The following is a 14,986-nucleotide window of genomic DNA, read 5'->3' on the forward strand; positions in this document are numbered from 1 at the left end:
ATTGGAATCAGGAACTTCATGGTATTGACAAATATCATAGGAGTTCGGAATGACATTACACTGTGTACAGTATGACATGGGCAGTTACATGGCATGACAATACTTTAGGGGACTGTCATTCTGGGTTTTACACTGTCATGCCGATTTGCCCTGTACTGTCATTCCGAACTTGTTTCGGAATCTATGCCCTGCCCAGCACAGATGCTGAAACGAGTTCAGCATGACAGTGCACGGTGTACAGTATGACATGGGCACTTGTGCGGCATGACGTGGGTACTTGCATGGCGGGGGGGGCGGAATTTCACCTAGCAAAACCGGTGTTTTTTTATTAAAATGTAGGAACTTTAGATAAAAACAGCCGGACTTCCCCCAAGGCGGCTTATTTTTGCAAGGAGAACAGGTTGGCTGACTACCATAAATTCCCTGATGCCCCGGAAGGAACTCCGGTTAGCAATTTTGTACATCTTCATGTCCATTCAGACTATTCGCTTCTGGATGGAGCCAGCAAAATCGACACTCTTGTCGCGCGGGCAAAGGAGCTGAACATGCCGGCTCTGGCCCTGACTGACCACGGAAATATGTTCGGGGCGCTGAATTTTGAAAAGCTGTGCCATGTGAACGGAATAAACCCGATTGTCGGAGAGGAATTCTATGTCGCGTGGGGCAGCCACACGGAGCGCAATGATGTTCCTTTCGGCACCAACGGAAAAAACAGCCACTATTTTCATCTTATTCTTCTGTGCGAAAACCAGACCGGATATAAAAATATGTCCTGGCTTTCTTCCATTGCGTACACAGAGGGGCTTTACTACGGAAAGCCAAGAATAGACTTTGAGCTTCTGAAAAAGTACCACGAGGGGCTGATATGCCTTTCCGCATGCATCCAGGGGGAACTTCCGCAGCTTCTTTTGAACGGAAGGGATAAAGATGCGTACCGGGTCGCCGAGGAATACAAGAATCTTTTCGGGCCTGACCATTACTATATAGAGATTCAGGACCACGGGCTTGATGAGCAGAAGGAAGTGGCGGTTAAGCTTATAAAGCTTTCCAAGGACCTCGACATTCCCCTTGTTCTTACAAACGATGTGCACTACTGCAACAGGGAAGACGCGGAGGCGCAGGACGCGCTCAGGTGCATCGGGTTCAAAAAGCTTCTGGACGAGCCTCACCAGACAATGGGCGGCGGAAGAAGCGAATGGTATCTCAAGACAGAGCAGGAAATGTCCATTCTGTTTCCGAACTACCCCGAGGCAATGGCGAACACTATAAAAATCGCCAATATGTGCAACCTTACAATACACCAGTATTCCACGCCGGAGCTAAAGGGCTGTCTTCCGCGGTTCACGCTTCCAAAGGAATTTCAGAGGCATGAGGACTACACGCTCAACCAGGACGACTATGTCCGCCATCTGGTGGAAAAAGGGCTTCGGGTGCGCTACAAGGAAGTAACACAGGCAATAAGGCGCCGCTGTGAATATGAGCTGGGAATTATTTTCAAGATGGGATTTTCCGGCTACTTTCTGATTGTCTGGGAATTCATCAACTGGGCGAAGGAGCACGGAATTCCGATAGGCCCGGGGCGCGGCTCAGGAGCAGGATCTCTGGTGGCATACTGCATGACCATAACGGACATTGATCCGTTCAGGTTCAATTTGATTTTTGAAAGATTCCTGAATCCGGAGCGTGTTTCCATGCCGGACTTTGACATTGACATGGACTTCGATTTCAGGCAGAACATAATCCAGCACACAAGGGAAACATACGGAGATCCGCAGGTCGGGCACATAGTAACGTTCGGCACGCTGAAGCCCAAGGCTGTAATCGCAGATGTCGGGCGCGTTTTGAACATTCCGCTTTCAGAAGTCGAGATGCTGAAAAAATGCATTCCCAACAACCCAAAGGCAAAGCTCAAGGACGCATTCACTCCGCCGGACGAGGATCACCCGGAAAACGGGCAGCTTATACAATACCAGGACGACGAAAGATACCGGCGGCTGTTCAAGCTCTGCATGAAGCTCGAGGGGCTTATCAGAAACACCAGCCTGCACGCGTCCGGAATGGTGATCGGGCTAACTGCCCTTCCTGACTGGGCGCCGGTATTCAGAGATCCCAAAACAGGCGAAGTCGCGGTTCAGTACACAATGGACATCATAGAGCCGTGCGGCCTTGTGAAATTCGACTACCTTGGGCTAAAGACGCTTTCGCTGATTCGGTACGCGGAAAATATAATCAACAAGCACAGAAAGCCCGGCGAGCCTGAATTCAAGACCGAAAATGTGAGCGAAACTGACTCTGAAACATTCGACCTTTTCTGCCGAGGAGACTCCGTTGCGATTTTCCAGTTTGAATCTCCCGGAATGCAGAAGATTCTCCGCCAGTGCCAGCCGCGCTGTGTGGAAGAGCTTGTAGCCTTGAATGCGCTGTTCCGCCCCGGGCCGCTTGACTACATTCCCCAGTACATCGAGGGAAAATGGAAGCCTGAAACTGTCCACTACCCGGATCCGTGCCTAGAAGGAATTCTAAAGGAAACCTACGGCGTTATGGTTTACCAGGAGCAGGTCATGCAGGTTGCGCAAAAAATCGCAGGCTTTTCACTCGGCGGCGCGGATATGCTCAGGCGCGCAATGGGTAAAAAGAAGCTGGAAGTCCTCATGAGCAAGAAAGTTGAATTTGAAGAGGGCGCAATAAAGCAGGGCTACACAAAGGAGCATGCCGATGAAATATTTGACATAATGGTTCCTTTTGCCGGCTACGGATTCAACAAGTCCCATGCGGCGGCGTACACGGTTCTTGCTTACCGCACCGGCTGGCTCAAAACCCACAAGAAAGCTGAATTCATGGCGGCGAACCTGACCAATGAAATCACTTCAACTGACACGCTTCCCGAATATATCGAGGAGGCGCGCAAAATGGGAATTCCCGTTGACCCGCCGGATGTGAACCGCTCGGATTCAATTTTCGACGTTGTAGACGGACATATTGTTTTCGGCCTGAAGGGAATAAAGGGAATGGGAGAAGGAGCCGCAAGGGCAATCGTAGATGAGCGCGAGGAAAACGGGCCTTACAAGTCCTTTGTTGATTTCATTGAGCGCATATCCAACAAGGACGTGAATAAAAAAGCCATTGAGGTTCTTATAAAAACCGGCGCCTTTGACAACCTCGGGCAGAACCGCGCCACGCTTACGCTGAATTTAGAGCGTGTCATTGAATACCAGGACAAGAAAAACGCCTCCAAGGAATACGGGCAGGTAAGCCTTTTTGAAGAAGCCGGCATAAAGGAATTCGAGGACTTTAAATTCGAAGAATGTGAGGATATGCCCAGAATGGAGCGGCTGAACATGGAAAAGGAGCTTATCGGCTGCTTTGTTTCGGGGCACCCTCTGGACGAATATAAAACCATAATCGAAAACTGCGCAACCTGCACAAGCGAAAACATTGACCGCTGGGCAAAGATAGACAAGGCCGAAAAGGACGCTCTGGCCGCATCGGGAAAATCCACCTGGCAATCCAGAAACAAGGGAAAAAACTACATCGCAATCGGGCTGCTTCAGGAACTGAGGTCGTTCATCAACAAAAAGGGCAAGGAGATGGCATCGGGAAAACTCGCTGACTACAGGGGAATAATTGACATAGTGATTTTTTCCAATGTCTGGGAGCAGTATGCAGATCAAATTGAGGCCGAAAAGGTCTACGCATTCAAAGGCAGAGTGGACGGCTCAAAGGAAAAGCCAAGCTTTATTGTTGAATCCATTGAAAAGATTGAAACGTTGCAGCAAAAGTCAATTACAAGCGTTCACATTCAGCTTGAGCAGGGATTCAGCAGCACACGGGAGCTTGCGCCGCTAAGGGATTTTCTTTTTGGCGAAACAGGAAATTTGTTGGTATATTTTCATGTGGATGTGAACGGAAAAACCTACGTTGTAAGGGCGAACACGCAGCTTACAGTTCCAAATACAAAGGAATTTTTGGACAGTTTAAAAGACATTTCCGGAGTCCAGGAAGTATGGACTGAATAAAACTGAATAAAGGGAGCCTGGAAAATTCAATTTTTCCGCGCAAACTGAAAAAACCAGAGGAGGATTTAATTCATGGTTATTTTTAAATTCATATCAACGCTTTTGTCCATATATTTACTTCTGTGCTTTCTGCGCATAATATCAACTTTCGCGCGGAGAACTTTTGGCAGGGTGGCAGAAATTCTAGGCATAATATGCGACCCGTATATAGACCGCTTCTGCGGAATAAAAATATTCTGCTTTGGAAGATTTGATCTCGGTCCTGCCATTTCGCTTTGTGTCCTGCAACTGCTGTCGAGAATTTTTCTGAGTTTGTCACGGGGATACATAAGCCCGCTCATGATTGCTGAAAGCTTTATTGAGCCGGTTTATTCAATAGTTTCTTCCATTCTCTTTTTCCTTACGATTCTATTTGTGATACGCCTTGTTCTGCTGATTTTAAGGCCGCAAAATCCGCGCAGAATTCCGGGCTTTTTAGAAAACCAGTTTGACATTTCAGTTGCGTTTCTGGCGCATAAAATTTCACAGTTCTTTACGCGCGGAAATCCCATAACGTATAAATCCGAGCTGATAATTTCCACGGCGGTGCTTATCATAATACAAATCATCCTGAACCTAGTCTTTTTATTTTTTATAAGCCGCTAGAAAAATGATTCTTTCAGAACTTGCAGCAGCTATAGAAACTCTCCCCGGGACAGGCCCTGCCGCAGCAAAAAAATTCGCGGCGCTGAATATCTTTACAGTGGCGGATCTGCTTTCGACTTTTCCGCGCGGCTACGAGGACAGGACAAAAAAAATCAGCCTCAGGGAATACGCGCATTTTCCAAAGGTTCACACAATCTGCAAAGTGGCAGACCACAAATGGTTCGGCTATGGAAAAATGAAAGTCCTGAAAATCAACATTACGGACGGAGAAACAAGCGCATGGCTCACAGCATTCAACCGGAATTTTCTTGAAAGGCAGCTCCCCAAAGGAAGCATTATTGCCGTCACGGGAAAATTTGAAATCAAATACAATGAGCTTCAGTCGTCATCATTTGAAGCAGAATTTATTTCCCCCGGCGGAAATCTGAGCGATTTTTTAAATTTGCCGGTTCCCAACAGCGGTGTTTTTCCGATTTATTCCCTGACTGAAGGGCTTACACAAAAAAACTACAGAAAAACAGTCGCACAGGCACTGCGCCAATACGGAAAAAGCATCGACAATGAAATCCCTGAATCAATCATAGCGGAGCGCGGACTTCTGCAAAAAAAACAGGCGCTTCAGTTTATACATCAGCCGGAAAATATGCAGCAAATTCAGGAAGCAAGAAAAACGCTGATTTATGAGGAACTGTATATTTTTGAATACAAAATGCTCGAGCGCGCCCTGCTTCACCGCGGAATTCTCCCGGAAGCAAAAATATCCGGGCCGGAATTTTCCAAGTCAGAGTCTGCCGCAAAATCCGAACAGATAAAAGAGGAATTTATAAAAAGCCTTTCGCCGCGCCAAGAAAAAATACTGCGCAGCCTGAATTTTGAGCTTACTGAAAACCAGATGACTTCAATACTGGAAATGAACAGGGACATTGACAGAAGCCAGACCGAATGTAATACAATGCTGAACAATCCCCAGAATCTTTCGAGGGCGCCTTTTTCAATGCAGCGACTTCTTCAGGGCGATGTTGGCTCTGGAAAAACACTGGTGTCTTTTTTTGTATGCGCAAGGACAATCGATTACGGAGGCCAGTGCGCCCTTCTTGCTCCCACTGAACTTCTTGCCCGCCAGCACGCAGAAAACGCCGTCAAGCTTCTGGAGCCCGCCGGAATAAAGACAGCTTTTCTAACAGGAAATGTAAATTCCGCTGGAAGACGGCCGCTTTTAAACGCACTACGGGACGGGGAAATCGACATCATAATCGGAACACACACACTTTTCAGCAGGAACACGCAGTACAAAAACCTTCAGCTTGCAGTGATTGATGAGCAGCATAAATTCGGTGTGACACAGCGCGAATCAATTGTGGCAAAGGGGCGGCTTTCGTTCAGGCATACGGCACATTCCCCGGATCTCATAATGATGAGCGCAACGCCGATTCCGCAGACACTGGCATTGACCGCATTCGGCGACCTTGATATAAGCCTGATAAAAACAATGCCGAAGGGAAGAATTCCTGTAAAGACTTATCTGACAGTTTTTGGCAACGAAAGAAATGTCTATGAGGCAATCCGCAAAGAACTCGCCGCAGGTCACCAGGCATATTTTGTTTATCCAAGAATCGGCGACACCTCACAGGAAAATCAGGACGGCAAAGACTCCCTTAAATCGGCAGAAGAAATGTACGCTTTTCTTTCTGAAAAAGTATATCCGGATTACACCTGCGCTCTTATCCATGGAAAAACCGATGAAAAAAAACAGGCCGAAATTTTAAGCAATTTTTCAAGCGGAAAAATCAAAATTCTTGTGGCTACAACAGTTGTAGAAGTGGGAGTTGATGTGCCGAATGCAACATGCATTGCAATCGAGCATGCAGAGCGGTTCGGACTTGCAGAACTTCACCAGCTAAGAGGCCGTGTCGGGCGCGGAAAATTCCAGTCATACTGCTTTCTGACATACAGCAAAAACATCACCCAGACTGCCATTGAGCGTTTAAAAGTTCTGCACCAAAGCAACGATGGATTTTTAATTGCCGAACAGGACTTGAAGCTTCGCGGACCGGGCGAAGTTTTTGGCACTGCCCAGACCGGATGTTTTTCACTGAACATAGCCGACCTGAACAGAGACAGCGAAACTTTAAAGACAGCGCGGTATGATGCCATCTGCCAGCTTAAGCAACATAATCCCTGAGACATTCCTCGCAGCGTTTGTTTGCGCGGATTTTTGCAATGGCATTCTTTTCAATCTGGCGGACACGCTCTCTGGAAAGATTCATTTTTTCGCCGACTTCCTTCAGCGTTCTCTGCCCCTGCCCGTTCAAGCCAAAGCGCATATTCAGAACTTCAATAGATTTCTTGTCAAGTGTAGACAGAAGCTTTCCGATTTCAACTTTCAGTGAATTGTCGATAACCATATCTTCCGGCGTGAAATTTTCAGAAACAATAGTATCAACAAGATTTATATCAGTATCAAAGCCCACAGGAGAATCCAGGCTTATCATATCCTGAGAAATTGAAAGCAGCTCCCTTATATGATGCTTTGTCATGCCAAGCCTGAGCGCAACTTCTGAAAGCTCTTCTTCCTCTGATTTTTTGCCATGGGGATTTACATTATGGCAGGCTTTTCTTATTTCCCTTATCTCAGTATCCTTGTTTACCGGCAGACGTATCGGGCGGCCAATATCAATAATTGCTTTCATTATAGACTGGCGAATCCACCAGACTGCATACGAAATAAAATGATATCCCTTGCTCACATCAAAATGATCCAAAGCCTTGATAAGTCCAAGGTAGCCTTCGCTTATCAAATCCTCATACTCAAGACCCTTGTTAACATACTGTGAAGCAATTTTTATAACAAATCTCATATTGGAAGTCAAAAGCTTGTCCCGGGCGGCTTTGTCCCCGGCAGCGGCCTTTACAGCAAGGTCAGTTTCCTCGCTGTTTGAAAGAAGCGGTATTTTTTTTATTTCATTAAGATGAATTTTTACCACATCAAGATTTTTTGCCGAAACACCAGTCATATTTTTCCTCCAATATGTACTTTGGAAAACACCGAATACCACGACACGGTTTATTCAGTGCAACAATAATATTCAGGAACTTCTAAAATCAAAGTTCCCAGAACCGCCTTTCTTTTCAAACCTAGAAAAACTTCAATTTTTTAGGCTTTGCATATTATATAGCACAAAACGTGCCAACTCAAAGATTTCTCTAAAAAAAATTGCATAAAAAAAACAATATTATAGAGAGTTAAAATCAAGAAACTTTGGAAATTTGTTATTCTTTTTAAGATTTTTTAACACACAGCCGATTTTTTTTAATCGAATTCAAAAAAAACAGGCGAATTTATTATAGAAACCTAAAAAAAAGTTCAGTTTTTTAAGAAAAGTCTAAAAATGCAAGGTCAAACGTACAATATAAAAGCAGGCAAAAATCTGAAAAGGCATTTTCAAGATGGCAAACTTTCAAAGAAAAAAAACAATGCCAGAAAAAAAAGAGCTGTATCAAAAAGACACAGCTCTCAAAGTTCTGTCTTAAAAAGAGTCAAAATGACTCAAATTAAATAAAATCTTACTCAACAACAGCAATTATGTCACAGTTTTTCAGAATCAGATAATCTTCTCCGTCAATCTTGATTACTGTTCCTGCATATTTATCATATAAAATTTTATCGCCAGGCTTTACAGTTATCTTTTCCTTTTCAGTTCCAGGGCCAACTGCTTCAACAACAGCCTGCTGTGTTTTTTCCTGAGCTGTATCAGGAATAATAATTCCGCCAGCAGTTTTTGTTTCCGCTGCAACCTGCTTTACCAGCACTCTGTCTGCCAAAGGTTTTACTTTCATTTAAGTCCTCCAAATATATATGTGAAAATTTTTTAAAATTCCGAGCATCCCAAAACAAATTCCAGACATGCTCTTTTTTATATACTATAAAAATACAAATTTTTTCTATTAAAGTCAAATTCAACAGAAAAAATGGCAAAGTGATTTTAGAGGCTCGCTTTATTTTCCAGCCTGAATTTTTTTCTGGAGCAGTCTGGCCCGGTTGTTTTCAGGATTCAGGGAAAGGGCATATTTCAGGGAGCGAGCCGCGCTGTAAGAATCCCCGAGTTTCCAGTCCAGCTCAGCGATTCTAAAAAGAATTTCAGATTTTTTCTTTGCAGTCGAAGCTTTTGCAGAAGCCTTGCCGAGCGAATCAAGAGATTCAGGCAGACGATCCACGCTGGCATACAAAACACCCAGATTCACAAGCGCATTCATCACAGAAGTGTTTTTCCCCGATGAATTCAGCACGGATATACGGTCGCCGTATTTGTCCGCAATAAACTTGTAAAGGGCAATTCCTGTCTTAAAATCGGCCTTTTTACAAGCAAACCATGCGCACAGTTCACATTCCCAAAGCTCAAGGCTTTCAGGTGATTCCGCCGGGGAAAAATTGTATTTTGTCTTGTAGTAGGAGTCAAAAAGAGCTTCCGCATCAGGCTCAAGCTGGGCCGCCATGAGCGAAAAAACACAGTGCTTTACAACCGAATCCGGATATGTGTTCTGCGGCGAAGCATTTTCCTCAAGCATTATCCAAATGTCGGAAACGGGCTTTTCAGTTTTATCAATTCTGCTTTTCTGCGACAAAAGTGAATCACGCAGAACCAAGGCTTCCATGTTATCCTTTTCAATAAGCGAATTCAGTTTTTCAAGAACAGAGCTGAACTGAATGACAGGAATTTTATCCTGCCGCTCCATGCTTACAGTTTTCAGACCGGCGTTTCTAAGTTTTTTGGAAAGCTCATCCTCCTGCTTTTTTATCTGTCCAAGTGAAAATTCCCCCAGCGCTGAAATGCCGGGCAGATAGTCAGGGAAGCTTGAAGAAAGGGATTCAAGAAGCTGCACTTCAGTTTCCGCATTTCCGTTGCGCCGTGCAAAAAGCGCGCTGTTCATATAGACATACGGCGGAACAGTTTCAAGATTTTCCATCATCTGCCGACGAATTTCCTCAGAAACATTTTCCTCGCCTTCAATATAAAAATCATCCGCTTCAAGAGCAAGAATTTCGGATGAAACCTCCAAAGACTCTTTTTTTGCAAAGGAAGCCAGCCGGGAGCTTGCCATCAGCGCTTCAATGCTCTGCGAATATAATCCTGAGTCAAAAAACACACAGCCCCAAAACAGACTTTCCAGGCAGCTTGTAATTGTTCCCGGATACAAGGCAGCGGCATCAGTGTATTTTCCGCTGCGCATAAGGATAGAAGCGGCATTAAAAATCCAAATGCTGTCCCTGCTGCCGTCAAAAGCGCTTTTATAAATGGGAATAAATTCCGGATAGAAAAAAAACTGCACTGGATCTTCTTCCTGCTGAACAGAAACTGCGGCGCGCTTTTTTTTGGGCAAAGCCGGATGAAATGCTGTTTCCAGAACAGGGCTTCCGTTTTCCACCGCATCCAGAGCTTTTCTTAAAACACACTCCGCATAAAAAGAAGCATAGGCAGAATCCTTCAAGCAGGATGAAATCTTAAATGCCTCTTCAACTCTATTTCTGCGCAGAAGAAAATCAGCATACACAGCAGAAATGTCGGGATTTTCAGGATTTTTTTTCAAGCCTTTTTTTAAAACTCTTTCCGCAGCCTCTGATTCGCCCAGAAGAATATATCTTTTTACAATTCCAAGATATTCATAGGAACCATAGGCTTTTTTTTCGAGCTTCTTCAAGTATCTGATGGCATCTCCGGAAAGACTCTGAGAGATTGCAGCATCCACAGAATCCAAGGCCGAAGTAAAAGATGAGCCTTCAGAATGGGAGGAGCATGAACAAATAAAAACTGCCGCCGCAAAACAACAAAGCACGGCGCATAGTAATTTTTTGCTCACACCACCTCTTCTTTGCTTATTGTATCAAGAATAGCGTTTATAAAGCGGAAAGAATCATCTGTGCCAAATTCCTTTGAAATGGCAATCGCCTCGTCAATTATGATTGTCGGCTTAAGATCCCTTTGATAAAGCAAGGCAAAGACACTGATTCTTAAAATCGAAAGCGTCACTCTGTTCAAGCGGTTGAAATTCCAGTTTGCAGTCAGATGCGCCTTTATTTTTCCGTCAATTTCATCGATATGCTCGATTGTTCCTGAAATCAGCAGGCGGGCAAAATCGTATGATTCCGCCCTTGAATGTGAAAAATCAGCAGGAGCCGGCTCTGTTACCGCAGGCTCTGGAAGCACAAATTTTCCATCTGCCTTATTTTCAGAATCTTCATTCAGCCATTCAAGCTTCAGCAGATCCTCAAGAGATGCTTTTCCGACATCATAGGAATAAAGAGCCTGAACTGCAAAAATACGGCCATTTCTTCTGGACACAGTAAACTCCTATTGCCAATTCAGGAGCTTTGCCAGAGCATCGCCAGTTTTTTTGCGCTCAACATTTGAAGGAACATCAAACGACTTTGAAATTTCCTGAGCAGCCTCAGTAAAATACTGGCTCTTTTTCTGTGAAGTGATATTGGTCTTCAGGTAATCATATACAGTCTCAGTTCTTTCAGGCTGAACAATATCATTCAGAGAAAGCATTTTTGCATCATACTTTTTCAGGACTGCATAGAACTGAAAGTCCGACGATGTTTCCGTAACTTCAGAAAGATAGCCTGAAGATTTTCCAAACAGCTCATTCAGTTTTTCAATGGACCAGCCCAACTGCTGAGCCTGCTGGGCAGTTTTTGCGACAGTAATATCACCTGCCCTGTAATTTCTTCCATTCTCATTGGAATTTTTTATTTCTTCAGCCTTTTTTGAATCAGCCTTATACTTATTCCGCAAATCTGTGGCCAAAGCGCGGGCAGCCATGTCATTGCTTCCCTTTGGAACCATAACAAGGAAAAGGCTCATCATGTCATTCCAAACAAAAGTTGACTTATTCATTTCGTATGCGCTGCGAATTTCTTCGTCAGTTGCAGACACTGCCTCAATTTCAGCCTGCTTCTTTGAAAAAACATACTGCTGGATAACAAGCTGGCTTTTCAGATAGGCCTTGTATTCAGCTTTGGACATTCCGCTGTATTCCTTTATATACTCGTCCAAAGTTTTTCCAGTCTGCTTTTTTATCAAGTCCTCAAGCTGCGCCTCTGAAACACGGGTTCCAAGCCGCTGGCTGAAAGTATTCAGAAAAGCATCGTCAACCTGGCTGTCTGTAACAATAAGTCCGTCTTTTGCAGCTGCCTGTGCAATCAGCTTTTCAGCAATCATATTTTCCAAAAGCGCCTGTTTCTGTTCAACGGAAAATGAATCCATGCCATACTGCTTTTGAATGAAGCTTGCACGTGTCTTCAGCTGCTTTACAGTTATAGTTTCTGACTTATTGAGTTTTACAACCGCAAGAGGCTGCAAGTCGCTCTGTGAAAAAGCACTGACCGCAGCAAATAAAAATACCAATACGCAAGAAATTTTTTTCATCAAAGTTCATCCTCTATAATTCGTTTACGGAAATCTCTGAAAACCGAAGCTTTTTGAAATTCCCTAATTGAAAACAGTTATCAATTATTTTTGTTACATCAGCCTTCAAGCGGAAGCCCGCCGGAAATGACAGCCCTTATGCGCCGCACTCCAGCAGAAGAAGACTGTTCCTTTTGAATTTTAAATTCTCCAATCTGCGCTGTATGCTGAACATGCGGACCGCCGCACACTTCCTTGCTGAACCATCCGTCTTTCGGGCCTATTGTATACACCTTCACATCTTCGCCGTACTTGTTTGTGAACAAAGCACGCGCGCCTTCTGCCTTTGCCTTTTCAAGCGGCATGACTTCCATTGTAACGGGCAAATCTTTTTTTATCTGCTCATTGACAATATCTTCAACTTTCTGAATTTCTTCCTTTGTCATAGGACGGTCAAAAGTGAAGTCAAATCTCATGCGCTCATTTGTAATGTTAGAGCCTTTCTGCGCAACCTTGTCACCAAGCACAATGATAAGCGCCTGCTGAAGAAGATGAGTAGCAGTGTGATATTTTGTAGTTGTGTCAGACTGCTCGGCAAGACCGCCCTTTGCAGAGCCGGCATCCTGAGTTTTTGAAGCTTCCTGGTGCTTGCGTTCAGCTTCCCTGAAACCTTCAATATCAACAGTAAAGCCGTTTTCAGCTCCAAGCTCCTGTGTAAGCTCAAGCGGAAATCCAAAAGTATCATAAAGCCTAAATGCAATTTTTCCTGAAATTTCCTTTTTGGGATTTTTCATAAGGTTCGGAAGCAGTTTCTGGAATTCAGCCTCGCCCTTGTGAAGTGTATCGCGGAATTTATTTTCCTCGGCGGCAAGCTCTGAAAATATTTTTTCACGGTTCTGCTCAAGCTCAGGGTATACATTCTTGAAATTTTCAATGACTGCAAGCGCAACATCAGACAGGAAATTCTTTTCAATTCCAAGCTTCATTCCATGGCGGACAGCCCGGCGGATAAGACGGCGCAAAACATAGCCTGCGCCAATATTGCTCGGAGAAACACCCTTCTGGTCGCCGAGAATAAACACCGCAGAACGGCTGTGATCTGCAATTATGCGGACAGAAATATCCTTTTCTGAATCGGAACCGTAAGAATAGCCTGTGATCCGCTCAACAACATTTATAATCGGCTGGAAAACTTCAGTGAGATAAACAGAAGTCTTTCCCTGGAGAATGCAATTTGTGCGCTCAAGCCCCATGCCGGTGTCAACATTCTGTTTTGGAAGCGGAACAAGCGTTTTTTCGTCAATGCGGTTATACTGCATAAAAACATTGTTCCAAATTTCCATCCAGTTTTTGCTGTCTGTGCCTTTATTGGAACCTTCAGGCGGCAATCCTTCGCCCACCCAGTAAAAAATTTCAGTGTCAGGTCCGCAAGGCCCAGTAGGACCGGCCGCCCACCAGTTGTCAGAAGCAGGAAGGTATGCGATTTTATCCTCTGGAATTCCGTTTTCCTTCCAATAAGATGCAGCCTCCTCATCGCGCGGAGCATTGTCATCGCCTGCAAAAACCGTCACAGAAATTTTTCTAGGATCAAGGGCAAGCCATTTTTGACTTGTAAGAAATTCGTAGGAAAAAGCAATGGATTCTTTCTTGAAATAATCGCCGAGCGACCAGTTTCCAAGCATCTCAAAGCATGTAAGGTGGCTGGGATCGCCGACTTCATCAATATCCCCTGTGCGGATGCATTTCTGGTAATCTGTAAGACGTGTTCCGGCCGGGTGCGGTTCACCCAGAAGATAAGGAACAAGAGGATGCATTCCCGCAGTTGTAAACAAAACAGAGGGGTCATTTTCAGGAATCAAAGACTGTCCTGAAATTTCAACATGATTTTTTGACTTAAAAAATTCAATATATTTTGAACGTAACTCGTTTGCAGTCATAACAATCTATAGTAAAACTAAATATCCAAATAGTCAATTCCAAAAGAAGCGCCGGTCAAACAGTAAAAGTTCAGCCAGCGCTCTCTTAATTCAAGCGGCGAAAATAGAACCCGTAAAAAATATTTTTACAGGTTCTCAAAAGCCTGGATTTTCAGCCGGCAATAACTTCACTCATTAATTTCAGAACTTTATCCGGGCAGGACGAAACGCAGGTTCCGCATGCGGTGCATTTTTCATAATCGATATGAGGTATGCCGGACAAAAGGTCAATGCACTGCTCGGGGCATTTCTTTGCACAAATTCCGCACTTAAAGCAGCCCGCTGAACAATCCTTGCGGATCTGCGGCTTGTTGTCACTTCGGCAGGAGCAGAGAGCCATAGGACCTTTGAGTTCAACATTTACAAGCGTGAACAGTTTTTTAGGACAGGCCTTTTCGCATTTTCCGCAGCCGACACATTTTTTATAATCAACATGAGGAAGTCCGTCTTCACCCATGGACAAAGCCCCGAAAAGACAGGAGGCAACACAGTCGCCGAGCCCGATACAGCCTGAAGCGCAGAGCTTTATGCCATTCACTGAAAGCTGAACTGCCTTGCATGTCTGGACGCCATTGTAAACGCCCTTTGTTCCGGCACAGGAAACTGTTCCCCGGCATGCAAGCACAGCGGCCTTTTTCACATTGTCCGCCCCGTCCGCAGAAAGCCCCAGAATGCTGTTCAAGGAAGCCGCCACGGAAGGTCCTCCTGCGACACAGCCGGAAGCAGGCGCATCTCCGCTCACAACCGCCGCCGCAAATGAATCGCAGCCCGCATATCCGCAGCCGCCGCAGTTAACACCTGGAAGAGAGTCGCGCACCTTGGAAATTTTTGGATCAACCGAAACTGAAAATATTTTTTTAAAAAGCCCCAGCAGCACACCAAGGATAAAACCTATCAGCAGAGCAGCAATCACTGTAAAAATAATCGTATTCATGTTTTCCTC

At 44.7% G+C, this 14,986-nt stretch carries 10 protein-coding genes; 3 read left to right on the plus strand and 7 right to left on the minus strand.

Annotated features, from left to right (window positions below; all coding sequences use genetic code 11):
• Window positions 1-401: 401 nt before the first annotated feature.
• The 3 genes from dnaE (at window position 402) to recG (ending at window position 6,843) form a co-directional block, all read left to right on the plus strand.
• Window positions 402-4,016: a DNA polymerase III subunit alpha gene (dnaE, locus tag ACI4L0_RS09595; RefSeq protein WP_439799952.1), complete on the plus strand. Its 3,615-nt coding sequence runs from the start codon at window positions 402-404 to the stop codon at window positions 4,014-4,016.
• 72 nt (window positions 4,017-4,088) lie between these two features.
• Complete coding sequence (locus ACI4L0_RS09600) at window positions 4,089-4,661, plus strand: YggT family protein (protein WP_439799953.1); 573 nt, start codon at window positions 4,089-4,091, stop codon at window positions 4,659-4,661.
• Between the two features lie 4 nt (window positions 4,662-4,665).
• Complete coding sequence (gene recG, locus ACI4L0_RS09605) at window positions 4,666-6,843, plus strand: ATP-dependent DNA helicase RecG (protein WP_439799954.1); 2,178 nt, start codon at window positions 4,666-4,668, stop codon at window positions 6,841-6,843.
• Here recG and ACI4L0_RS09610 read toward each other — a convergent pair.
• The 7 genes from ACI4L0_RS09610 to ACI4L0_RS09640 form a co-directional block, all read right to left on the minus strand.
• Window positions 6,824-7,675 carry a sigma-70 family RNA polymerase sigma factor gene (locus tag ACI4L0_RS09610; protein ID WP_439799955.1) on the minus strand — a complete coding sequence of 284 codons (852 nt, stop codon included), beginning with the start codon at window positions 7,673-7,675 and terminating at the stop codon, window positions 6,824-6,826. The two genes, recG and ACI4L0_RS09610, sit on opposite strands and share 20 nt — an antisense overlap.
• A gap of 550 nt (window positions 7,676-8,225) precedes the next feature.
• Window positions 8,226-8,498 (minus strand): co-chaperone GroES, encoded by a 273-nt coding sequence (locus ACI4L0_RS09615; protein WP_439799956.1) that lies wholly within the window; start codon window positions 8,496-8,498, stop codon window positions 8,226-8,228.
• A gap of 159 nt (window positions 8,499-8,657) precedes the next feature.
• Window positions 8,658-10,517, minus strand: a complete 1,860-nt coding sequence (locus ACI4L0_RS09620; protein WP_439799957.1) for a tetratricopeptide repeat protein — start codon at window positions 10,515-10,517, stop codon at window positions 8,658-8,660.
• Window positions 10,514-10,999 carry a transcription antitermination factor NusB gene (nusB, locus tag ACI4L0_RS09625; RefSeq protein WP_439799958.1) on the minus strand — a complete coding sequence of 162 codons (486 nt, stop codon included), beginning with the start codon at window positions 10,997-10,999 and terminating at the stop codon, window positions 10,514-10,516. The genes ACI4L0_RS09620 and nusB overlap by 4 nt, the downstream gene beginning before the upstream one ends.
• 9 nt (window positions 11,000-11,008) lie before the next feature.
• Window positions 11,009-12,088, minus strand: coding sequence for an MOSP complex formation periplasmic protein, TDE1658 family (locus ACI4L0_RS09630; RefSeq protein ID WP_439799959.1), 1,080 nt, complete (start codon window positions 12,086-12,088; stop codon window positions 11,009-11,011).
• Between the two features lie 98 nt (window positions 12,089-12,186).
• Entirely contained in the window at window positions 12,187-14,004 is a 1,818-nt protein-coding gene (locus ACI4L0_RS09635) for an alanine--tRNA ligase (RefSeq protein WP_439799960.1), read from the minus strand.
• A 151-nt stretch (window positions 14,005-14,155) separates the two neighbouring features.
• Window positions 14,156-14,977, minus strand: coding sequence for an RnfABCDGE type electron transport complex subunit B (locus ACI4L0_RS09640; RefSeq protein ID WP_439799961.1), 822 nt, complete (start codon window positions 14,975-14,977; stop codon window positions 14,156-14,158).
• Window positions 14,978-14,986: the final 9 nt, after the last annotated feature.

Source organism: Treponema sp. (genome assembly GCF_051883275.1).
Classification (GTDB): Bacteria; Spirochaetota; Spirochaetia; order Treponematales; family Treponemataceae; genus Treponema_D.